The sequence below is a fragment of the Pseudoalteromonas sp. 68 DY56-GL68 genome (assembly GCF_041414825.1).
In the GTDB taxonomy this organism is placed as follows: Bacteria; Pseudomonadota; Gammaproteobacteria; order Enterobacterales; family Alteromonadaceae; genus Pseudoalteromonas.
The window spans coordinates 2665-23683 of sequence record NZ_JAOCZL010000018.1; the positions used below are offsets into that span (position 1 = coordinate 2665).

A 21019-nucleotide genomic window follows, 5' to 3' on the forward strand; every position below is an offset into this window, starting at 1 on the left:
CGTGACCTCAACCTTGGCAAGGTTGCGCTCTACCAACTGAGCTAGTGCCGCATCATATTAACTCTAAGGTTAAATCTAAAAGTTTTAAAACTACACTTGGTGTTGCAGTTAACCACAAATGGTGCCCGGGGCCGGACTTGAACCGGCACGTCCTTACGAACGAGGGATTTTAAATCCCTTGTGTCTACCAATTCCACCACCCGGGCATCGGGTTGCTCTTAGAGCGTGTGGAGTGTTGAATGGAGGCGGAACCCGGAGTCGAACCGAGGTAGACGGATTTGCAATCCGCTGCATGGCCACTCTGCCATTCCGCCAAGCTAGATAATTGGAGCGGCACACGAGGCTCGAACTCGTGACCTCAACCTTGGCAAGGTTGCGCTCTACCAACTGAGCTAGTGCCGCTTTCTTTATCTTGGGGGCTATGCCCTCTCAACACGGACGCATTCTACAGAGATTATTAAACGCGTCAATATAAAAAATGCTAGTTTTGAACTGTTTGCTTATTTTTTATCTAAAACGGTGTGTAATTAGACGTTTAGGATCAATTTTTGGTCAACTCAGACCACGCAGCCATCAAATATTGCAACATAGAACTGAGCGTTAACAGTGTCGCGATATATAAAAGCCCATAACTTAAGTAGATCATCCAAGTGTCAAATTGCCAAATTAAGCCAATAATCGCTAGCATTTGTGCGGCGGTCTTGAATTTGCCCATATTTGATACGGCCACATTGTCGCGTTTGCCCTGCTCGGCCATCCATTCACGTAGCGCAGAAATAACAATTTCACGACTAATAATAACAAGTGCAGGTATTGTCATATATAAGCTCTGATAGTGACTAGAAAGCGCTACAAGTGCTGCGCAAACCATTACTTTATCGGCGACAGGATCTAAGAAAGCACCAAAAGGTGTTGACTGATCAAGTCGACGAGCTAAGTAGCCATCAAGAATATCAGTGATTGACGCAAGCCAGAATACAAATGCCGCTGCGAAAAACGCCCATGAGAATGGCAAATAAAAAATCACCAAAAAAATAGGGATTAGAAAAAGTCTAAAGGTTGTGAGTGTGTTTGGAATATTCCACATAACTACTTGGAGATGTCTTTTTTTCTATATTCGCATGAAGGCTACGCCTTGTCATGCAAATGATTAAATATCTTCTCAGCCATTTCAGGGCTGATCCCAGGAACTTGTTTTAATTGTTCTATATTAGCAGCTTTTACCCCTTGCATGCCCCCTAAATATTTTAAAATTGATTGACGACGCTTTTGCCCTACCCCAGAAATCTCTTCGAGTAGTGATTGAGTTCGCTGTTTTTGTCTTTTATTACGGTGACCTGCAATAGCAAAACGGTGTGATTCATCACGAATATGTTGAATTAAATGAAGAGCCGGCGCATCTGAATCAAGTGGAATTGTTTTGCGTCCTCCATCTATGAGTAAAGTTTCTAACCCTGGTTTTCGGCTAGTCCCTTTAGCAACACCCACTAACAGAGGCATTTTATTGTGCGGCCACGTTTCAAAATACTGTTCAGCACGAGACAGTTGACCTTTACCACCATCGATGAAAATAACATCGGGTATTTTTTCTTCGTCGACTACTTTGTTGTAGCGCTTATTTAATGCAAACTCCATGGCGGCATAGTCATCTCCACCAGTAATCCCCGTTACATTAAAACGGCGATACTCTTTATTATTGGGCCCTTGCGAATCAAACACAACACAACTTGCAACCGTGTTCTCACCCATTGTATGACTGATGTCAAAACATTCCATGCGATTAATATCGTCAAGGCGTAACGTTTCTTTTAATTGCGCATAGCGTTTATTAATTGAGTCTTGGGTACTTTGTTTTACACTGATGCTATTTAATGCATTTTTGTTAGCTAGCTTTAGATACTGTGCCCGCTCACCTCGATTGGCAACTTTTAAGCTCACTTTACGCTCTGAAATAGCGGTAAGTGCCTCACTTAAAGGCTCACCCTCTTCAATACTAAACGGTAATATAATTTCTTTGGCAATACGCCCTGTTGCACCAGGCGCTAAATAATACTGGCCTAAGAAAGAAGTCAAAATTTCTTCTTGTCCTGAATCCTTTGGCACTTTTGGAAAGTAGGTTTTACTGCCCAGCACTTTATGGTCGCGGATCATTAATAAGTGAACTGCATTTAAACCATTCAGATGAGCAAAGCCCACAACGTCCATTTCAGCATGATTACCTGAAATAGATTGTTGTTCCTGCATTTTCCTAAGTAGCATTATTTGATCGCGCACTTTTGCAGCTAATTCAAATTTCAGCTCTTTACTGGCTTGCTCCATCTTAGCAATCAAGTCAGCAATGACTTCATGTGATTTACCCAATAAAAATTTACGAACAAAATCAACTTCTTGCTTGTATTCTTCATCAGAAACTTTATTAACACAGGGTGCAGAACAACGCTTCAATTGGTATTGAAGGCAAGGACGACTTCTAGCTCGATAATAAGCATCTTCACATTGTCGAACAGGGAAGGTCTTTTGCATTAACCGCAAGCTTTCGGATACGGCACCTGCACTGGGAAAAGGCCCAAAATATTCACCTTTAATTTTGCGACTACCGCGGTGAAAAGCTAAGCGTGGATGTTTATGATCAGTCAGTAAAATATACGGATATGATTTATCATCTCGCAGTAAAATATTGTAGCGAGGCTGATATTTTTTTATTAGATTATTTTCAAGTAATAGAGCTTCGGTTTCGGTATTAGTTAGAGTGACTTCAATACCACAAATATTACTTACTAAGACACGGGTTTTACTATCAGTAACATTACTGCGGAAATAACTGCTAACACGCTTTTTTAGGCTTTTAGCCTTCCCTACGTAAATTACTTGCCCTTCATTATCAAGCATCCTGTAAACACCAGGTTCGCTTGATAATGTTTTAAGAAAGCGGGCAGAATCGAAATCAGACATTGAGCAAATTAATGCGAACTATCAATATCGATCATTTTATGGCGAATCGCTAAATGAGTTAGCTCTACATCACCACCCACATTAAGCTTTTCAAACATGCGGTAGCGATAACTATTCACTGTTTTTGAACTGAGGTTAAGACGGTCAGCGATATCTTGCGCTTTTTCACCTTTAGTAATCATTAACATAATCTGTAACTCACGCTCAGATAAACTCTGAAACGGATTTTCATCTGTTCGACCACTAACCTGTGCAAGTGCAATTTGCTGTGCTATTTCTGGTGCGATATACCTTTGCCCAGCATTTACAGCACGAATCGCGTTAACCATTTCATCTGAACCTGCCCCTTTGGTTAGGTAACCATGAGCACCAATCTGCATCACTTTACTAGGGAATGGGTCTTCGCAATGCACAGTAAGTACGATTATTTTTACGTCTGGGCAATAACGACAGATTTTCTTCGTTGCTTCTAACCCGCCTATACCTGGCATATTCATGTCCATTAACACTATATCAGGTGAATTTTGACGGCAAAATTGTACTGCTTCTTCACCGGTTTTAGCTTCACCAACCACTTTAAAACCACGAACATCATCAAGTATACGTCTGATCCCTGTCCGTACAAGTTCATGGTCATCAACTAAAAGTACATTAATCAATGGAACACCCTCGAATAACCCAAATATATGCTTTCGCACAATTTAATGTGCCACATTAGCACAGAAACAGCGAAACGATAAATCAAATATCGCCTCGCAAATTAATTTTATGACGAAGCTTTCTCGCTAAAGCGATCAACCCACAATGCAATAATACCATCGCCTGTAACATTACAAGCAGTACCAAAGCTATCTTGCGCTAAATATAGTGCAATCATTAATGCAACAGCGCCTTCATTGAAGCCAAGCATACTGGTTAAAAGCCCCAATGCTGACATCACTGCACCACCAGGTGCACCTGGTGCTGCAATCATGACGACACCTAACATCATAATAAATGGCAACATGCCGAATAATGATGGCACATCCATATTCGGTGACAAAAACATAACAGCTAATGCGCAAGTAACTATCGTAATAGTTGAGCCTGATAAATGGATGGTTGCACACAATGGTACAGTAAAGTTTGCAACATCTTCTTTTACATTATTTGCTTTGCTCGCACGTAATGAAACAGGGATCGTTGCAGCACTCGACATTGTCCCTAAAGCAGTAAAATAAGCTGGAAGCATATTTTTTACAAGTTCTATTGGATTACGTTTTAATAAAAGACCCGTACTAACATATAAAACTGTTAACCATAACCAGTGCATAATCAGTGCAGCAAGTAAGACAATACCAAACGTTTGCAGTGTATCAACGACTGTGCCTGCAACGGTCATTTCAGCAAAAACACCTGCAATATAAAAAGGAAGCGCAGGGATAATAACTTTTGCTAACAAGCCGTCAATTACATCGCGTCCTTGGTCTGACACTTTTTTTAATGTATCAAGTTGCAGTTGACTCATGCCAATACCAAACACAAATGCTGTAGCCAAGGCTGTCATAACCCCCATAAGAGGAGGAATTTCTAAATCAATAAAGCTTCCTACTTCAGTCGCAATTTCAGCTTCGTAGGTTAAGCCACCGTCAAACAACGGAATAATCGTACTAACTAGTAAGAAAGCAAGTGTGCCCGCAATAATAGTCGAGCCATAAGCAAACCCTACTGTTTTACCAAGCAAGTGACCTGAGCCCTTTGGTAAGCCTGCAATACCTGATGCAATAAAGAATAAAATGATCAACGGTATCGTAAAGGTAATCAACTGACCTATTATTTCTTTTACTGTATAAAGGAGTTCAACACCTGTTAATGGCACATATAGTCCCACTAAGATACCAGCAACAATGCCAGCAATTAACTTTAGAATTAAATTCATAACGATCACTTCAATTTTTAGGTGGTAATCTTTTACCACGTTTTGATTTACTTTTGTTATAAAACAGCCAAATTTACGTTTGATTGCGCAATTTACCATCACAACTGGCAAGAATCTAATTTGAAAATTGATCTCAGTTATAATTGTTGAATTAAATACATGCCAAGTGATTGCCTATTTGAAGAAGCCGAACTAATCACTCTCTTAATTCTTTAAGGGTAAAAACTCCCCCGACTATGTGGCAGCTCTGATGATTTTTGGCTTATTCCTAAAAGCTATAAGCCTATTCGCTATATGTTATAGCCAAACTTTACTTTCGTTTTTTATTTGGCAAAGTAAAGTGTGACTATTACAGATCGGTAGCCTAAGCTATTTGATCACGATTGATAAATTGCTTCCAAGGGAACACTATGTCTAACATTTTTGAAGATAATTCATTAACGATTGGCAATACGCCAATTGTAAAGCTTAATCGCGTTACCTCAGGTAATGTTTTCGCTAAAGTAGAATCACGTAACCCAAGCTTCAGTGTTAAATGCCGCATTGGCGCTTCAATGATCTGGGAAGCAGAAAAGTCAGGTGTTTTAACGAAAGAAAAAGAGTTAATCGAACCGACATCTGGTAATACAGGTATTGCTCTTGCCTTTGTTGCTGCTTCGCGTGGTTATAAATTGACACTGACCATGCCCAATACGATGAGCTTAGAACGTCGTAAACTATTAAAAGCATTGGGCGCCAACTTAGTCTTAACAGATGGCGCTAAAGGCATGAATGGTGCTATTGAAAAAGCAAAAGAAATTCAAGCGAGTGAGCCTGAAAAATACATTCTTTTACAACAATTCGAAAACCCAGCTAACCCGAAAATTCACTTTGAAACAACGGGTCCTGAAATCTACGAAGCAATGGATGGTAAAATCGACATTTTCGTAGCAGGTGTCGGCACGGGCGGTACTATTACAGGTGTAAGCCGCTACCTTAAACTAGAAAAAGGTTTAAATGTTCAATCTGTTGCTGTTGAGCCAACAAACTCACCTGTTATTAGCCAAACTTTAGCAGGTGAAGAAATCAAACCTGGTCCTCATAAAATTCAAGGTATCGGTGCAGGCTTTATCCCAGGTAACTTAGACCTAGAAGTTGTTGATGCTGCTGAGCAAGTATCAAATGAAGATGCGATTGCAATGGCGCATGAGTTAATGAAAAATGAAGGTATCTTGGTAGGTATTTCATCTGGTGCAGCAGTTGTTGCGGCAAAACGACTTGCAGAAAAACCTGAAAATGCAGGTAAGAATATTGTGGTAATTTTACCAAGTGCGACAGAGCGTTATTTATCAAGCCCATTATTTGCTGAAGAATTCAGTGACAAAGAGCTTGTTCAATAAACAGCTTAATTAAGATAAAAAAGGATGCATATTGCATCCTTTTTTATTATAAAATAAAAATAAACCAACCTAAAACACCTAACCTCCTTTACAAGAAAGTTATTTAGTCACACACTAAAGGCAAATTATATTTTCTAAACCATGAACAATGAAAAAAATACTTTTTATTTGTGCCCTACTAAGCAGTGTTCTACTGCTCGGATGCGGGCCTGAAGATGCTCCGAAAGGTGAAAAAAATACTCCAGGAGTAACGGCGACACTCTTCTTTGACGCTTTATATAATAAACAAGATTTAAACTTAGCGACCCAATATGCAACGCCAAAAATGGCGCGGATTATGCAATCTTATGGTACCGCTAACCAGTTTGCCCGTAATTTGGTTAATATGCAGTACGATGAAGTCGTGATCGAAGTCGACATGACGAATATGAGTTTGCGAGAGCAGTACGGTGATAAAGCCAATATCAACCTTATTTTCACTGGCTACTTCAATGGCAAAAAAATTGATGATATGCGTAGCGTTAAAATGATACGTAAGAAAGGTGATTGGTATATTGAAAAAATTAACCCCGACCCTTTTGCTAGATAAGTGAAGACAAAAAAGCCTTGCTAAGCAAGGCTTTTTAATGAACGCATTAAAGTTCGCCAGGCGCGAAATTATCCACAGCGATTGCTTGCTTACGTAGCGCATTTGCTTCACTCATACGCTCAGCGACTGTTGCATTAATTAAGTTTTTCTCAGCAGCTTCGACGATAGCATCCTCAAGCTCTAGATTACGGGAAATCGAGCCTTCTTTTTGCCATTTTCGTAATTGCTTAAAGTCTTCCTGCGTATCTATCATAGCTAAGAACGCATTTTCCATTACACCAGTTCCCGCTTTATCATCGACATAGCATAAATGGGTCAATCTATCCCTAAATACACCGGGGTTACTCATGTGCTCACACATAGTTTGTGCTAGCTCATCACTTGGGCGATGGTAATGGTTACCTAATGGGAAAACGATACGTTTCAGTAAAAAGTTAACAATCGGGTTCGAAAAGTTTTTGAAAAAGCCATCAAATGCTTGGCCAATACTATAAAGCGAATGTTCTACAGCATATTGAACAAACGGTAAATCGGCTTGTTGACGCCCTTCATCTTCGTAGCGCTTCAGAACACATGAGGCGAGATATAAGTGGCTCAGTACATCGCCTAAACGCGCCGATATCATCTCTTTGCGTTTTAACTCGCCACCTAATACCAGCATAGCAACATCAGTACAAAATGCTAAGCCTCGACTCATTCGGCTCAACTGTTTGTAATAATGACTTGTCACTCCACACACTGGAGATTTAGCAAAGTAACTGCGTGTTAAACCATGTACAAAAGCCATACCCGCATTGCTTGTTGCAAACAAAATATGCTGTAGCAGTAATGAATCAAACTCTTTCAGTGCAAGGTCATGATCTTCCATTGCAGCGGCTTCCATTTCTTTTAAAACAAATGGGTGGCAACGAGTCGCACCTTGACCAAAAATCATCAAATTACGAGTAAGAATATTTGCCCCTTCGACGGTGATCGATACAGGGATCCCCATGTAACCATGAGCAAGATAGTTATTAGGACCTACTTGAATACCCTTGCCTGAATGAATATCCATGGCATCGTTCATTACAGTGCGACCCATTTCTGTCATATGGTATTTAGCAATGGCAGTCACGACTGATGGACTCAGTTTTAAGTCTATGGCACCAGCGGTCATTAACCTTGCAGATTCAAGGGTGTATGTTAAACCACCGATACGCGCAAGCGCTTCTTGCACGCCTTCGAATTGCCCAATCGATACACCGAATTGTTGCCTTACGGTCGCATACGCCGATGTCATACGTGATGCAAGGTGGCCTGTTGCAGTGCTGAGTGCCGGCAGCGAAATACCACGACCTGCACTTAAGCACTCAACCAACATGCGCCAACCTCGACCAGCCCCCTTTTCGCCACCAATGATCCAATCAAGTGGAATAAAGACATCTTTACCATAGGTTGTGCCATTCATAAATGCCATATTGAGAGGATAATGACGCTCACCCGTTTGCACACCTTCGTGATCAGTCGGAATAAGCGCACAAGTAATACCTAACTCTTTTTTATCGCCCATCAGACCATCAGGATCGTACATTTTAAATGCAAGACCAAGCACTGTAGCTATCGGTGCAAGGGTAATGTAGCGTTTTGACCAATTAAGCTTTAAACCGATTACTTCTTCACCATTATGCATGCCCATGCAAACAACGCCAGTATCGGGAATACTACCGGCATCCGACCCTGCCTCTGGACCAGTTAACGCAAAACAAGGCACATCATCACCTTTAGCTAAGCTTGGCAACCAGCGCTCTTGTTGCTCTTTAGTTCCGTAATGAAGCAGTAGCTCACCTGGGCCTAAACTGTTTGGTACCATCACGGTTACAGCTGCCGTTAAACTTTTGGTTGCAATTTTTGATACGATGGTCGAATTAGCAATGGCTGAAAATTCACGGCCACCAAACTCTTCAGGAATGATTAACGCAAAAAAACCTTCTTTCTTTAAATATTCCCAGACTTCTTTTGGTAGGTCTTTATCTTTTTGAACAATTTGATAATCGTCAAGCATAGCAAGCAACGTCTCAACCTGCTTACTCATAAATGCGCGCTCTTTATCACTGAGTTCAGGTTTAGGAAAACTATGTAGTTTCTGCCAGTCAGGGTTGCCACTAAATAGCTCACCATCCCACCACACGTCACCCGCTTCCATGGCTTCACGTTCTGTCTGTGATAAGGGGGGTAATACTTTTTTAAACATACTAAACGTAGGTCGAGTGATCAGATTAATGCGAATATCTTTTACAGCAAAAATCACAATCACAGCAACCAGTAACAGAATGATTACGGTCGTCATTATGCAATCCTTTTATTTAAATTAACTGTCTTCAAGTATGACTGATCGTGTAATAAATACAACGTAAGCCATGTCTCGTAAATTGTTCTCATCTACATAGTTTGTTGTTTATCAAGACGCTGCTATTATGCAGGGGCAATAAATAACAATAAACTTCTAGGGAACGTTATGAAAAAGACTCCATTTAAACTCAGTGTGAGTGCTCTCATGGTGGCCAGTGCACTTGCACTTTCAGGCTGTAATGATGACGCTACAAATACCAAAACAGCTACGGCTGAAGTCAAAAAAAGTCAGGTGACGCCGCAAGATGCTGCTAAATTTATCGCCGATACAGAAAAAGAGTTAAGTGCGCTTTATTTAGAGGCTAGTCGCGCTGAGTGGATTTATGCCAACTTCATCACGCACGATACTGCAGAGTTATCTGCTGAGGTTAATCGTAAGATGACCGAAGCTGTTGTTCGTCTTGCTAATGAAGCTGCAAAATTCGATAGCTTAGAACTGGATTACGATGCGCGTCGTAAGCTAGATAAGCTAAAATTAGCGCTAACTTTGCCTGCCCCACAGGATGCTGAAAAAACAGCAAAACTCTCACAGTTAGTTGCTGAACTAGGAGGTATTTATGGTAAAGGTAAGTACTGTAAAGAAGGTGGTAGCTGCTTAAGCCTTGGCGAGATGACCGCTAAAATGGCAACAAGCCGCGACTACAATGAGCTACTGGATTTATGGCAAGGTTGGCGCCAAGTTTCCAAACCAATGCGCCCACTTTATGAACAACAAGTTGCGCTTACTAACGAAGGTGCTAAAGAGCTTGGCTATGCGGATACTGGCGCGATGTGGCGTAGTAAATACGATATGCCAGCGGATGATTTTGCAAAAGAACTTGACCGTATCTGGGGTCAAGTTAAACCGCTTTATGATTCATTACATTGTCATGTTCGTGCCAAGCTCGGTGAGAAGTATGGCGAAGATAAAGTTCCTCAAGACCAACCAATTCCTGCGCACCTTTTAGGTAATATGTGGGCACAAACATGGGGGAATATTTACGATGTAGTTGCGCCGGAAAATGCAGATCCTGGCTACGACGTAACAGAGTTATTAGCAAAGCATGATTACGACGAACTGAAAATGGTGCGTGGCGCCGAGAAGTTCTTTACTTCAATGGGCTTTGCGCCATTACCTGACACTTTCTATGAACGCTCACTATTCACTAAACCACAAGATCGTGACGTACAGTGTCACGCTTCAGCATGGAATATAGATAGCAAAGATGACCTGCGTATCAAGATGTGTATTCAGCGTACCGGTGAGGAGTTCTCTGTTATTCACCACGAGTTAGGTCATAACTTCTACCAGCGCGCCTACAACACGCAACCAACTTATTATCAAGAAAGTGCGAACGATGGTTTCCATGAAGCCATTGGTGACACTATTGCGCTGTCTGTTACACCTGACTACTTAAAAGAGATTGGTTTATTAAACGAAGTGCCTGATGAATCAAAAGATATCGGTCTATTAATGAAAATGGCACTGGATAAAGTTGCTTTTATCCCATTTGGCTTATTAGTTGACCAATGGCGCTGGAAAGTGTTCTCAGGTGAAGTAACACCCGAAAATTACAACAAAGCATGGTGGGATCTACGTGAAAAATATCAAGGTGTTCAAGCGCCTATCGCACGAAGCGAAGCAGACTTCGATCCAGGTGCTAAGTATCACGTACCGGGTAACACCCCTTACACGCGTTATTTCTTAGCGCATATTTTACAATTCGACTTCCACAGAAGTTTATGTGAAATTGCTGGTAACAAAGAAGCGATTCATCGCTGTTCAGTGTATAACTCAAAAGAGGCTGGTGAAAAGCTGAATGCGATGTTAGAAATGGGTTCAAGTCGCCCATGGCAAGAAGCCCTTGCTACAATAACGGGGAAAGAAGAGATGGATGCAACAGCAATCTTAGATTACTTTGCGCCATTACAAAAATACCTTGATGAGCAAAATAAAGACCGTCAGTGCGGATGGTAAAATACTAAAAACTAAAAAGCCCGCATGATGCGGGCTTTTTTACAATCAAATTAATGATTAGAACTGTAAGCTTACGTTAGCAAAGTATGCATCGTAATCTGAGTCATCCCAGTTGTTACCGTAACCCGCTTTTAAGCCAACGTTTTTATTGAAGAAGTGTTGAGCACCAAAGCTGTAATCATCTTCTTTGTTAAACGTTACAAATACTGACGTTGCTTTAGAGAAATAGTAGTTAGAACCTAACTCCCATGAGCTACCATTATCATCTGTATCAGAGATTGTACCTTCAACTGTAAGGTAGTTACCTTGTTGAAGATCTACGAAGTATTTAGCATTTACTGCGCGGTAATCAAACTCATCATCAGCAGTTAAAGTAAAACCAATATAATCAGTGCTGTTTAACTGATGGTTATACTTAAGATCAAACATCACTGAGTTGTCACCGTCTTCAACGTCAACGAAAGTCGCTTTTAATAATAAGTTTGGATTGAAGAAGTAACCAGCAGAAACGTTAAATACATCTGTGCTTGAACCAAAATCAGAGTCATAGTTATTGTAGCCAGCGCCGAATACAAAATCTTCTACGAAGTACTCACCACCTAAGCCTAATACATCACCAAAATCATCGTCTGAATAAGCACCATAAACGTTAGTCGTTTTGTTGATGTACTCAAACTGGTCGTAAGGACCCATAGTGTTCTTTGGTGCGAAGTAATAAATTGAATCAACACTTACTGTGTCATTGCCATCGGTGTCCGTATACCCTAAGTGGCTGATTGATTGATAACTGTCCGCAGCAGTCGCGGCAGTTGAAAGAAGCATACTCGAAATAATAACTGCTAACTTTTTCATAAACAGATTTCCCTATAAACATTGTTTTAATTGCTACAAAACTAGCCAAATGGCTAAGTTGGGCACATGCTAACGCGAGAAAACTGAACGGGAACTTAACTAACTCCTTGTTTTTAATCAACTAATTGTAATAAATTGTCGGTAAATGTAAAGAAAAAGTTGGCCCGAATTTTCAATTCAACACCAACTATATTATAAATCACTTTATTTTCATGGTGTTATAATGAAAATTCGCTAATTATTCTATAAACCTCATTAATGTTATCACCTGCTTTGAAGTCTTTGCTGATCGGAGTAGGATCTGACCCTACCCAAATTTTCAGCTCTGCATCTAAATCAAAATGCCCCGCGCTTTCTTTACTAAATTTAGTAATTTTTGAGTAAGCAATACTTAGCATTTCCACTTTAGACCCCGTAACACCTTGTTTATCAATAATAATCAATCTTTTATTGGTAAAGATAAACATATCACGGATCACCTTATAGGCCTTTTGCACTGTTTCACCCGCTATAAGCGTGTTGGCAAGTAATTCTTCTAGATCATCATTATCGACTTCGCTGGCATTACCCATTAATCCACTTAGTAAACCCATAACTAACTCTCCTTATGAAAAATTTGGTTTTCGAGTGTGTGACCATTCACTAGTTGACGATACTGCCAACCTTGTTGATAACAAAACTGTAATAGATTGATATCAAATGGTTCGGCTGTCTGTTCAAATTCAATGACATATTCTTTTGCTTGGCTCATATAAACATGATGTACATGGGCAAGACTTGCAAGCTTAGCTTCTACATCATCATAAAGTTGATTCAATTGTAGTGTTATATAATGCTTATTATCTTGTGTGCTAGAACGCGCTTGATGCTCACTCAATACCCCTTTATCTAGGTGTAATACTTGCGAACATAAACGCTCAAGTTCGGTTAGATCATGGGAGCTTAAAATAAATGTGGCTTCATTGCTTAAAGAGCTCACAAGCTCACGAACCTCACGCGCGTGGATAGGGTCAAGACCTGCAGTTGCCTCATCAAGCATTACAATTTCAGGTTCACCTATTAGTGCTTGCGCAATTGTGACTCGCTTACGCATCCCGTGAGAAAGATCATCTGGGCGCTGTTTAGCCACTTCAGATAAACCAACAAGTTCCAGAACACGTGCTGTTTCTTTTTTACGAACCGCGCCACTTAAACCTTGCAGTTGACCATAAAAATTTAATTGATGCGCAATACTAAAACGCGGATCAAGCTGTGCATCTTGTGGTAATGCCGTAAGCTTACCAAATAAAGCCGCACTACCTGGGGTCTGGCCCAACACTGATAACTGCCCGGAACTTGGTAAAATATAACCGCATAACAAACTAAATAAGGTTGTTTTACCAGCACCATTAGGGCCAACGAGTGCAACTGGCGCTCCTTTATTTATTTCAAAGCTGACATTATCAAGCGCTCGCTTAGCTCCATAGTTTTTTGATAAACCTTGTGCCTGAATTAATACTGTCATAGTGGGCTCCTTGCAAAAATTCGTTCACCCACCACAAGCAGCACAACTGTTTGTAAAACAGGTAAACCGACCCCTAACATCATGCCTGCTCTTTGTCCCGCGACTACATCGATTTGGTAGCCAGGAAATAAATAATATAGAACTTCAAGTAAAGGCAGCTGCCAAGTAAGCAAACCAATAATAATGTTGCCGCCAGCAAAAAATAAAATAGCTAATACAAATGCAAGACGAGATGAGCGCGCAAACGTATTTAGAAAACTCATTAAAGCAATAAACGGCATTACAGTAATTAGCAGAAACACCAATAGTGTCAGGCTTCTTGAAAAACCAGAAAGAAATAAACTTGGCTCACGATACGTCAACATAGCAAGCGTTGCCATCAGAGTAACAAATAACAATGCTGCTAAGATTAATAATTGCCCTAAAAAGCGGCCAATTATAATCTCTGAACGAGTTGCCCGTAGTGACAAAAAGCGTAGCGTACCACGCTGACGATCTCCCACAGTTTGGTCGCTACATAAAAACAAGCAAAAGCAAGGGAAGCTATATAAAGCGATTAGCCAGTACATCGCTAGCTCTGATTCAGGCCAATCGAGCAACCGACTGATACCAATAGCACCAAACGCCTGCCTAGCAAAGTCAGCAAACTCAGCAGAGCTAATCAAATTCACAGATTCAGCTATGGGATAGCGTAAAATAAGTAACCAACAAATGGCGAATGCAGCAACCGCTAGCAAACCACGTTTGGTCAAAAATAGTCGTACAAGTTCAAATTGAGCAATTTGCGCAAGACGTTTAGGGTGTAACTGCGTCACTCACAATCCTTAATGAATATTATTATTAGAATTACACTAAGGTGAAACAGCTTGAATTACCAGAAAAAAAAGAGCCGCATTGCGGCTCTTATGTAACAAAGTATAAACTTTTTAACTACAGATGGCTCTCGTAAACACCAAGAGCTTGATCTAGATCGGCTAGCAAATCTGTTACATCTTCCAAGCCTATATGTAAGCGGATCACTGGGCCTTGCGTCCAACCTGTTTCAGAGCGTAGCCCTTTCATCGTTAAATTTGCTGTAACTAAACTTTCGTATCCGCCCCAAGAAAAGCCCATTTTAAAGTGCTGCAAACTATCTAAAAACGCATCTATCGCTTGTTGATTTCCTTGCTTCATTACAAACGAAAATAAGCCATTACTCCCGTCAAAGTCACGTTTAAAAAACTCATGGCCTGGACAGCTCGAAAAGGCCGGATGGCGAATATGATCAACCAATGGGTGTGTTTCAAGCCATTTAGCAACTTCAATGGCGGCTTGCTCGTGCTGTTTTAAACGCACAGCCATAGTGCGTAAGCCACGTAATGCTAAATATGCATCATCAGCAGACGTACATTGGCCTAATAGATATGAGTTTTCTCTCAGTGTTGACCAGTATTTTTTATTAGCAACCGCCACTCCCATCATTACATCGGAATGGCCAACAATATATTTAGTCGCAGCTTGGATACTAATGTCCACCCCATGCTCAAGCGGTCTAAAATGCAGGCCATTACCCCAAGTATTATCTAACATCGTCATAACACCACGCTCGTTCGCTTTTGCGACCATAGCGGGTACATCTTGCACTTCCATGGTAATCGAGCCAGGTGATTCTAAAAATAATACACGGGTATTTTCTTTTATTAACTCATCAATGCCTGCACCGATACCTGGTGGATAATAGGTTGTTTCAATCCCAAGACCGGCTAATATTTTGTCACAAAAATCACGAGTTGGTTCGTAAGCAGTATCAACCATCAAAATATGATCGCCCGTTTTCACAAACGATAATAGCGCATTGCTTATTGCAGCCGCACCTGATGGATAAAGTGCACAACCTTCTCCCCCCTCAAGTTCAGCAATAGCTTCTTGTAGTGCGAAGTGTGTGGTGGTTCCACGGCGACCATAAAAAAGCGTTTTATCGCCCCGTTTTTTAGCTGCTTCTTTTAACTCAGAAACCGAGTCGAAAACCACGGTTGATGCTCGCTGTACGACTGGATTTACCACGCCTTGCGTATACGCTTTTTTACGCCCAGCACTCACTATTTGAGTATTTTTATTTGTCTTTGTCATCGTTATTCCAATCTAGTTTACAGGTTGCGCCAATGCTCAACCAAAAATCGAGAAATAGAGTCTTGTCGGGTTAATTTTAGGTGACTGCCCTGTTCATGCCATTGGCCAAATTGATTCAGATCATCACGACTAAACCACCTAGCGTCATCTAATTCATCTTTATCAACATGAATATTTTCTGACACTGCTGTTGCCATAAAACCAAACATGATTGAAGATGGAAAAGGCCAAGGTTGTGAAGCTATATACTGAATATCAGTGACAGCAATGCCAGCTTCTTCCATGACTTCTCGGGCGACAGCTTGCTCGAGTGTTTCACCTGGATCAACAAACCCCGCCAATGTTGAAAACACGCCCTCAGGCCAGCTTGCTTGACGACCGAGTAAACAGCGCTCAACACCATCAGCAAAGGTTTTTTTCACTATCATAATAACGGCAGGATCAGTGCGAGGAAACGTTTGATGCTGACACGTTTGGTTCTCACATAAGCGAGAGTGCCCTGCTTCAACCATATTATTTTCATGGCCACATCGGCCACAAAAACGATGGGTTGCATGCCAAAAACAAAGACCACGAGCAAGTGCAGCAATTGAGCCTTGCTTTAGTTCAACTTGAGGGCCTAACTTGCGTATATCAACAAACTCAGTACCATCAAGAACAGGGTCAATAAGTGAATCAGGCACATTGCTTACATCTAACGCAAAATGAGCAATTCCTTGCTCGTCAAGGCCAAGTAAAATACCTTTCGATAAATCAAGATGATCAACCTGAGATAGGCGCAAATAACACACCTCAGGGCACCCTTTAACAAATAGACTCTGATTATTTTTAACAAGTAACCAGCGACTCTGAGAATTAATGTTCGCCTTTAGCCACTTAGGATCTTTTCGATGATTAGAGGCACGGTCCAGTGGCATTTGAGAGTAATTCAGCATGGCGTTCCTTTGAAATTATTTACCCCCTAAAACTACCACAAGCTGATGATAAACCCAATTTATAACAGGCATAAAAAAAGCCCAAATGGGCTTTTTTGCTCTCTCTCACAATTTTACAAGGTCGCTAGGTGCGCTTGTAGTTTTTGGTTCTCAGCTTCAATGTGCTGATAGAACGCTAAATCTTCTAATTTACTTGCAGCCGCTTTATCAATGATGATGACAGCATCCTTATGCATTTGTAATGCAGAGGCTGGACACTTTGCCATGAGCGGGCCTTCAACCATTGCCTGTACTGCATCAGCTTTACTTTCACCCGTCGCTAATAGCACTACTTTTTTGGCTTCTAAGATAGTCCCAATCCCCATAGTGATTGATAAATGCGGTTGATATTCGCCTTCGCCAAAGAATCGTGCATTATCATCAATGGTTGCTTTGGTAAGTGTTTTTACCCGAGTGCGCGAGGTAAGACCTGAAGACGGCTCGTTAAAACCTATATGACCGTTACGGCCAATACCAAGTAATTGCACATCAACCCCTCCTGATGCTGCAATTTTTTGCTCATATTCATTGCACGCAACTAACGGGTTGATTGCATCTCCAGGCGGAACATGCGTGTTATCTTTGTTAATATCTACGTGATTAAATAATTGCTCATTCATAAAGTATCGATAACTTTGCGGATGCTCACCTGTAAGACCTAAGTATTCATCTAAATTAAATGTTGTCGCTTGGCTAAATGAAATATCACCCGCTTTATTTTTTGCGATAAGCTCCTGGTATAACGCAACAGGTGTTGAGCCAGTTGCCAAGCCAAGTACTGATGCTGGTTTTTTTATAAGTTGTTTAGCAAAGATGTTAGCCCCGTAGGCTGCCACTTGTGCGGCATCATCAAGAATGACTATTTGCATATTGATTAGCTCTAATTATAAATTGAAAAAAAATGGGATCTAAAACCCGACCCCACGTGCAATCGAATCGGGTTTTAGATCAAACTACTGCCAGGATACGGTACAGTAGCTATAACCATTATGACAACGCTGTCATTATCACTTTTAGATTTAACTTTGTAAAGTAAAAGTGAATAAAAATAACGTTTCTATCAGCGTTAACTAAACACTGACAAAGATTTTTCTACGGTACATCCAATGCAACACAAGCATTTGTACAGCAAGTAATGCTACCACGGCTATTAATGGCTGCCATGAATCAGGAACCGCGCGAATAACACCACCAAAAACACTTTGGCTTACATAACCCCAGTTCACTAAGCTCGAGGCTAGGTAAATAATGATCGAATTAGCACCTATAATAACAAATGGATACGCAACTCGCTGCCCTGGTAATATATCAACCAAGGCATAAAACACGGCTAATAAAATAGCGCTCCACCCTACCGTCACCAATACAAAAGAGCTCGTCCATAACTCTTTATTTACCGGAAACTGTAAATCCCAGAGCCACCCTAAGCTTACGCTAACAAGGCCTGAAATAAATAACACGCCAGACATTTTCCATTCACCAATTTGTTGTGCTCGTGCAATAAGCTGGCCTGCAAACACCCCCATAAGTGCGTTAACAATCGCTGGTAGATTAGACAACACGCCTTCAGGATCTACAACGCGATTTTGATAACTAATTCCCGGTAGTAAATACTTATCGAACCATGCATTCCAACTTCCAGCAGCAGATAAGTCTCCGGTACTGCCTCCTGGTACAGGCACGAAGCTAAGCAGTAACCAGTAGCCAAGTAAAATAGATACCGCTGTTATGACTTGGGTTCGTAAGCTTGTATGCCAAACCAACATGGCACAGAAAAACCACGCAATGGCTATTCGAGCTAATACACTGGCGTAGCGTATCTCATCAAACGCCATCGGCATGCCTGTACCCCAGCCGTGATTATATAAAATACCTAAAAAACAGAGCAGTAATAAGCGCTTAATAGCTTTGCGATAATAGACTTTACGCTCATCCCAACTTAAGTGATCAATGCGTTTTGGGGCAAGCCCCATAGCAACGCCAGATAAGAAAATAAATAGCGGGAATATTAAGTCGTAAAAAGTAAAACCGTGCCATTCACTGTGCACTGTATGTGCTTCAAATAGCTTCCAGCCTGTCCAGCCTGTTAGCACAAAAAGTGCTGCAAATATTGACTGACCACCTAAGATCCAAAACATATCCATGCCGCGTAATGCATCTAAAGAAGCTAAACGCTTTTTTGTAGGTTGTGTTGTTGTCATTTTATTACCTTTAATACAAAAAGCCCCGCGATACAACGGCGGGGTTTTTACAGGGAAGTTCTAAACTGCGTTACCTGCAATATAAGTTGCTTTTACATACTGATGCTCATCAAGTACAACAAAATCAGCATCGAAGCCATTTACCAGACGGCCCTTTTTGTTCAAACCAAGATATTGTGCAGGATACAAAGACGCCATTCTCAAGCTTTCGGCTAAACTCACATCCAATGTATTAACGGTATTGCGTACAGCACTTGCCATATCAAGCACACTGCCCGCAAGTTCGCCTGTTGTCGAATTTAAACGGTCACCGGTACGAATAACTTTTCGACCGTCAAAGAAATCAAACTCCATATCGTCAGTGCCCACAGGAGGCATTGCATCAGTTACTAACATAACCTTACCGCGTTGCTTAGTACGAATCGCTAACTTGGCTGACGATGGGTGAACATGATGACCATCAACAATTAAGCCACACCAGCTGTTATCATCCCAAAGAGCAGAGCCAACTACACCAGGCTCTCGCGAGGTAAATGCCGACATTGCATTAAATAAATGTGTAAAACCATCAGCGCCTGCGGCCAATGCTTTATTAGTCGTTGCAAAATCAGCGTTAGTGTGGCCAATACTTACTTTCATACCACATTCAACTAATCGCGCTATATCTTCTGCTCTGACATTTTCAGGTGCCAGCGTCACCATTTTTATGCCCAAGTCTTGACGTGCATATATCGCAAACTCTTGCTCTGAAATAGGTCTTATAAACTGTTCACTATGAGTGCCTTTCTTAGGTAAAGATAAATGTGGGCCTTCAAAATGAATACCTAACACACCTGGCACTGCTTGGGCAATTGCCTCTGCCGTTGCATCAGCAGCTTGTGCCATCACCTCTACTTTATCAGTAATGAGGGTTGGCATTATCGCAGTTGAACCAAATCGACCATGCGCTTTCGCAATATTGTGCAAACATTGTGGGGTTTGCTCTGCATTAAAAAATGCACCACCACCACCATTTACTTGCACATCAATAAAACCAGGCACCACGAGCCCCTCTAGCTTAACCGCATCGGTGCTTGCTTCAGTTAGGGTGAATACCCCACTATCTACACTAAAATAACGATCATTTAAAAATTCTTCGCCGGTAAATAGTGACTGAGCATGAAAAATCGTCATTAAATTGCTACCTCTTGGCTTTGTTCTAACACAGACTGTTGTGCGAAATATACTGCTCCCATTTCAGGTGGTTGAATTGGGTTTTCTACAAGCTTAGCGATATCAGAGTCTAGCCATTTATTTAATGGCTCAGCTAACCCACCTATCATAGACAAACGTGGTGGTTTGTTCTCTAATAAACGGTGTGCAAGTTTACTCACATACTCTGCACCGTCTTTAACAATAGCAAGTGCCACTGCATCTTGCTCATTTGCAGCATTAAACACATAGCGAGCAAGTTTTGCATAACTACTAGATGGTTGACCTGACATTTGCTCAACAATCGCCATTGCGTTATCAGCCGAGAAATGTTCGGTAATGACTTTGGTTAAACAGGTCTTTGAGCCTAACCCATCTAAATCCAGCAGCGTGGCTTTTATCGCTTCAAGTCCCATCCAGGCACCGCTGCCTTTGTCACCTAACGCAAAACCATGGCCACCAAAATTGGTGGTTTGCCCATTCACACAAGAAAAGCCGCATGAGCCCGTGCCTGTGATAATGACTGCACCGTCACTGCCTTCATGAGCGCCTATACAAGCCGTATGTAGGTCAGTCGTTAAAAACATTTGTTTGAACGGGTGTTCCCACTCCATAATTTTATCGTATAGGCTCGGCAAGTTAACACCTGCAAGGCCTAAACCTGCATAGAGTTGATGTACCGTCTCTAACGGTAACCCAGCATCACGCAACGCTAATTGAGTTGAGACCATTATAGATTCAAGTGTGCGCTCCAAACCATGTAGTGGATTTGCCGGACCGCCTAAGCCTGTCCCTAATACGCCATGTTTTACAGAGTAAATGGTTGCTCGGCACTTTGTTCCGCCACCATCGATACCAATAAACAATTGGTCCTCACTCACACTCTTCGCCATCATTTAACGACCCCTAACCTTCGTTTAGTTTTTGTATAAATCGCACTATTTTTTCTTATCAGAATGCGAAATCATCTCAACCCATGTTGATTTAATGTTACACAATAAATGA

The 21019-nt window shown here is 41.3% G+C and carries 18 protein-coding genes and 3 tRNA genes; 3 read left to right on the forward strand and 18 right to left on the reverse strand.

All coding sequences use genetic code 11. From position 1 onward, the window contains the following. Positions 1 to 119 precede the first annotated feature (119 nt). From NYF15_RS08475 to NYF15_RS08505, 7 genes are all read right to left on the reverse strand, one after another. Positions 120 to 206 (reverse strand) — tRNA-Leu (locus NYF15_RS08475). A 34-nt stretch (positions 207 to 240) separates the two neighbouring features. After that, positions 241 to 314 (reverse strand) — tRNA-Cys (locus NYF15_RS08480). Between the two features lie 12 nt (positions 315 to 326). Beyond that, positions 327 to 402 (reverse strand) — tRNA-Gly (locus NYF15_RS08485). Between the two features lie 139 nt (positions 403 to 541). Continuing rightward, positions 542 to 1087, reverse strand: coding sequence for a CDP-diacylglycerol--glycerol-3-phosphate 3-phosphatidyltransferase (gene pgsA / locus NYF15_RS08490; protein ID WP_062570777.1), 546 nt, complete (start codon positions 1085 to 1087; stop codon positions 542 to 544). Between the two features lie 41 nt (positions 1088 to 1128). Continuing rightward, complete coding sequence (uvrC, locus tag NYF15_RS08495; protein WP_371353324.1) at positions 1129 to 2952, reverse strand: excinuclease ABC subunit UvrC; 1824 nt, start codon at positions 2950 to 2952, stop codon at positions 1129 to 1131. A gap of 8 nt (positions 2953 to 2960) precedes the next feature. Beyond that, positions 2961 to 3611 (reverse strand): UvrY/SirA/GacA family response regulator transcription factor, encoded by a 651-nt coding sequence (gene uvrY, locus NYF15_RS08500; RefSeq protein ID WP_062570775.1) that lies wholly within the window; start codon positions 3609 to 3611, stop codon positions 2961 to 2963. 107 nt (positions 3612 to 3718) lie between these two features. Beyond that, on the reverse strand, positions 3719 to 4870 hold the full coding sequence (locus NYF15_RS08505; RefSeq protein WP_130151449.1) for a dicarboxylate/amino acid:cation symporter: 1152 nt from the start codon (positions 4868 to 4870) through the stop codon (positions 3719 to 3721). Between the two features lie 410 nt (positions 4871 to 5280). Between NYF15_RS08505 and cysK the strand changes: the two genes are divergently transcribed. Together cysK and NYF15_RS08515 are read left to right on the forward strand one after the other, a co-directional pair. Beyond that, positions 5281 to 6249 carry a cysteine synthase A gene (gene cysK, locus NYF15_RS08510; protein WP_237119340.1) on the forward strand — a complete coding sequence of 323 codons (969 nt, stop codon included), beginning with the start codon at positions 5281 to 5283 and terminating at the stop codon, positions 6247 to 6249. 148 nt (positions 6250 to 6397) lie between these two features. Further along, entirely contained in the window at positions 6398 to 6838 is a 441-nt protein-coding gene (locus NYF15_RS08515) for a hypothetical protein (protein WP_371353325.1), read from the forward strand. Positions 6839 to 6884: 46 nt separating this feature from the next. Here NYF15_RS08515 and NYF15_RS08520 read toward each other — a convergent pair whose 3' ends face one another. Then, positions 6885 to 9164: an acyl-CoA dehydrogenase gene (locus NYF15_RS08520; RefSeq protein WP_371353326.1), complete on the reverse strand. Its 2280-nt coding sequence runs from the start codon at positions 9162 to 9164 to the stop codon at positions 6885 to 6887. Between the two features lie 168 nt (positions 9165 to 9332). Between NYF15_RS08520 and NYF15_RS08525 the strand changes: the two genes are divergently transcribed. Next, positions 9333 to 11183 (forward strand): M2 family metallopeptidase, encoded by a 1851-nt coding sequence (locus NYF15_RS08525; RefSeq protein ID WP_371353327.1) that lies wholly within the window; start codon positions 9333 to 9335, stop codon positions 11181 to 11183. Between the two features lie 57 nt (positions 11184 to 11240). On the opposite strand, the gene NYF15_RS08530 is transcribed toward NYF15_RS08525, so the two are convergent. From NYF15_RS08530 to nagK, 10 genes are all read right to left on the reverse strand, one after another. Beyond that, on the reverse strand, positions 11241 to 12035 hold the full coding sequence (locus NYF15_RS08530) for a putative porin (RefSeq protein WP_062570770.1): 795 nt from the start codon (positions 12033 to 12035) through the stop codon (positions 11241 to 11243). A gap of 218 nt (positions 12036 to 12253) precedes the next feature. Continuing rightward, positions 12254 to 12628 carry a PH domain-containing protein gene (locus NYF15_RS08535; RefSeq protein ID WP_062570769.1) on the reverse strand — a complete coding sequence of 125 codons (375 nt, stop codon included), beginning with the start codon at positions 12626 to 12628 and terminating at the stop codon, positions 12254 to 12256. A 2-nt stretch (positions 12629 to 12630) separates the two neighbouring features. Further along, positions 12631 to 13539 (reverse strand): ABC transporter ATP-binding protein, encoded by a 909-nt coding sequence (locus NYF15_RS08540; protein ID WP_371353328.1) that lies wholly within the window; start codon positions 13537 to 13539, stop codon positions 12631 to 12633. After that, positions 13536 to 14354 carry an ABC transporter permease gene (locus tag NYF15_RS08545; RefSeq protein ID WP_371353329.1) on the reverse strand — a complete coding sequence of 273 codons (819 nt, stop codon included), beginning with the start codon at positions 14352 to 14354 and terminating at the stop codon, positions 13536 to 13538. The genes NYF15_RS08540 and NYF15_RS08545 overlap by 4 nt, the downstream gene beginning before the upstream one ends. A gap of 115 nt (positions 14355 to 14469) precedes the next feature. Further along, positions 14470 to 15648, reverse strand: a complete 1179-nt coding sequence (locus tag NYF15_RS08550) for a cystathionine beta-lyase (protein WP_237119345.1) — start codon at positions 15646 to 15648, stop codon at positions 14470 to 14472. Between the two features lie 17 nt (positions 15649 to 15665). Further along, the gene (nudC, locus tag NYF15_RS08555; RefSeq protein WP_371353330.1) at positions 15666 to 16583 is read right to left on the reverse strand and encodes an NAD(+) diphosphatase; all 918 of its coding nucleotides are present in this window, start codon (positions 16581 to 16583) and stop codon (positions 15666 to 15668) included. A gap of 113 nt (positions 16584 to 16696) precedes the next feature. Continuing rightward, positions 16697 to 17491 carry a glucosamine-6-phosphate deaminase gene (nagB, locus tag NYF15_RS08560; protein WP_130151439.1) on the reverse strand — a complete coding sequence of 265 codons (795 nt, stop codon included), beginning with the start codon at positions 17489 to 17491 and terminating at the stop codon, positions 16697 to 16699. A 201-nt stretch (positions 17492 to 17692) separates the two neighbouring features. Then, the gene (nagX, locus tag NYF15_RS08565) at positions 17693 to 18823 is read right to left on the reverse strand and encodes a transmembrane glucosamine N-acetyltransferase NagX (protein WP_130151438.1); all 1131 of its coding nucleotides are present in this window, start codon (positions 18821 to 18823) and stop codon (positions 17693 to 17695) included. Positions 18824 to 18883: 60 nt separating this feature from the next. Continuing rightward, complete coding sequence (gene nagA / locus NYF15_RS08570) at positions 18884 to 19996, reverse strand: N-acetylglucosamine-6-phosphate deacetylase (RefSeq protein WP_371353331.1); 1113 nt, start codon at positions 19994 to 19996, stop codon at positions 18884 to 18886. Beyond that, positions 19996 to 20910 carry an N-acetylglucosamine kinase gene (gene nagK / locus NYF15_RS08575; RefSeq protein ID WP_371353332.1) on the reverse strand — a complete coding sequence of 305 codons (915 nt, stop codon included), beginning with the start codon at positions 20908 to 20910 and terminating at the stop codon, positions 19996 to 19998. The genes nagA and nagK overlap by 1 nt, the downstream gene beginning before the upstream one ends. Positions 20911 to 21019: the final 109 nt, after the last annotated feature.

Excerpts from the sequence above, each read along its gene's own strand:
- pgsA (WP_062570777.1), bottom strand. The coding sequence starts at position 1,087 with ATGTGGAATATTCCAAACACACTCACAACCTTTAGACTTTTTCTAATC.
- uvrC (WP_371353324.1), bottom strand. The coding sequence starts at position 2,952 with ATGTCTGATTTCGATTCTGCCCGCTTTCTTAAAACATTATCAAGCGAA.
- NYF15_RS08505 (WP_130151449.1), bottom strand. The coding sequence starts at position 4,870 with ATGAATTTAATTCTAAAGTTAATTGCTGGCATTGTTGCTGGTATCTTA.
- cysK (WP_237119340.1), top strand. The coding sequence starts at position 5,281 with ATGTCTAACATTTTTGAAGATAATTCATTAACGATTGGCAATACGCCA.
- NYF15_RS08515 (WP_371353325.1), top strand. The coding sequence starts at position 6,398 with ATGAAAAAAATACTTTTTATTTGTGCCCTACTAAGCAGTGTTCTACTG.
- NYF15_RS08520 (WP_371353326.1), bottom strand. The coding sequence starts at position 9,164 with ATGACGACCGTAATCATTCTGTTACTGGTTGCTGTGATTGTGATTTTT.
- NYF15_RS08525 (WP_371353327.1), top strand. The coding sequence starts at position 9,333 with ATGAAAAAGACTCCATTTAAACTCAGTGTGAGTGCTCTCATGGTGGCC.
- NYF15_RS08530 (WP_062570770.1), bottom strand. The coding sequence starts at position 12,035 with ATGAAAAAGTTAGCAGTTATTATTTCGAGTATGCTTCTTTCAACTGCC.
- NYF15_RS08535 (WP_062570769.1), bottom strand. The coding sequence starts at position 12,628 with ATGGGTTTACTAAGTGGATTAATGGGTAATGCCAGCGAAGTCGATAAT.
- NYF15_RS08540 (WP_371353328.1), bottom strand. The coding sequence starts at position 13,539 with ATGACAGTATTAATTCAGGCACAAGGTTTATCAAAAAACTATGGAGCT.
- NYF15_RS08550 (WP_237119345.1), bottom strand. The coding sequence starts at position 15,648 with ATGACAAAGACAAATAAAAATACTCAAATAGTGAGTGCTGGGCGTAAA.
- nudC (WP_371353330.1), bottom strand. The coding sequence starts at position 16,583 with ATGCTGAATTACTCTCAAATGCCACTGGACCGTGCCTCTAATCATCGA.
- nagB (WP_130151439.1), bottom strand. The coding sequence starts at position 17,491 with ATGCAAATAGTCATTCTTGATGATGCCGCACAAGTGGCAGCCTACGGG.
- nagX (WP_130151438.1), bottom strand. The coding sequence starts at position 18,823 with ATGACAACAACACAACCTACAAAAAAGCGTTTAGCTTCTTTAGATGCA.
- nagA (WP_371353331.1), bottom strand. The coding sequence starts at position 19,996 with ATGACGATTTTTCATGCTCAGTCACTATTTACCGGCGAAGAATTTTTA.
- nagK (WP_371353332.1), bottom strand. The coding sequence starts at position 20,910 with ATGATGGCGAAGAGTGTGAGTGAGGACCAATTGTTTATTGGTATCGAT.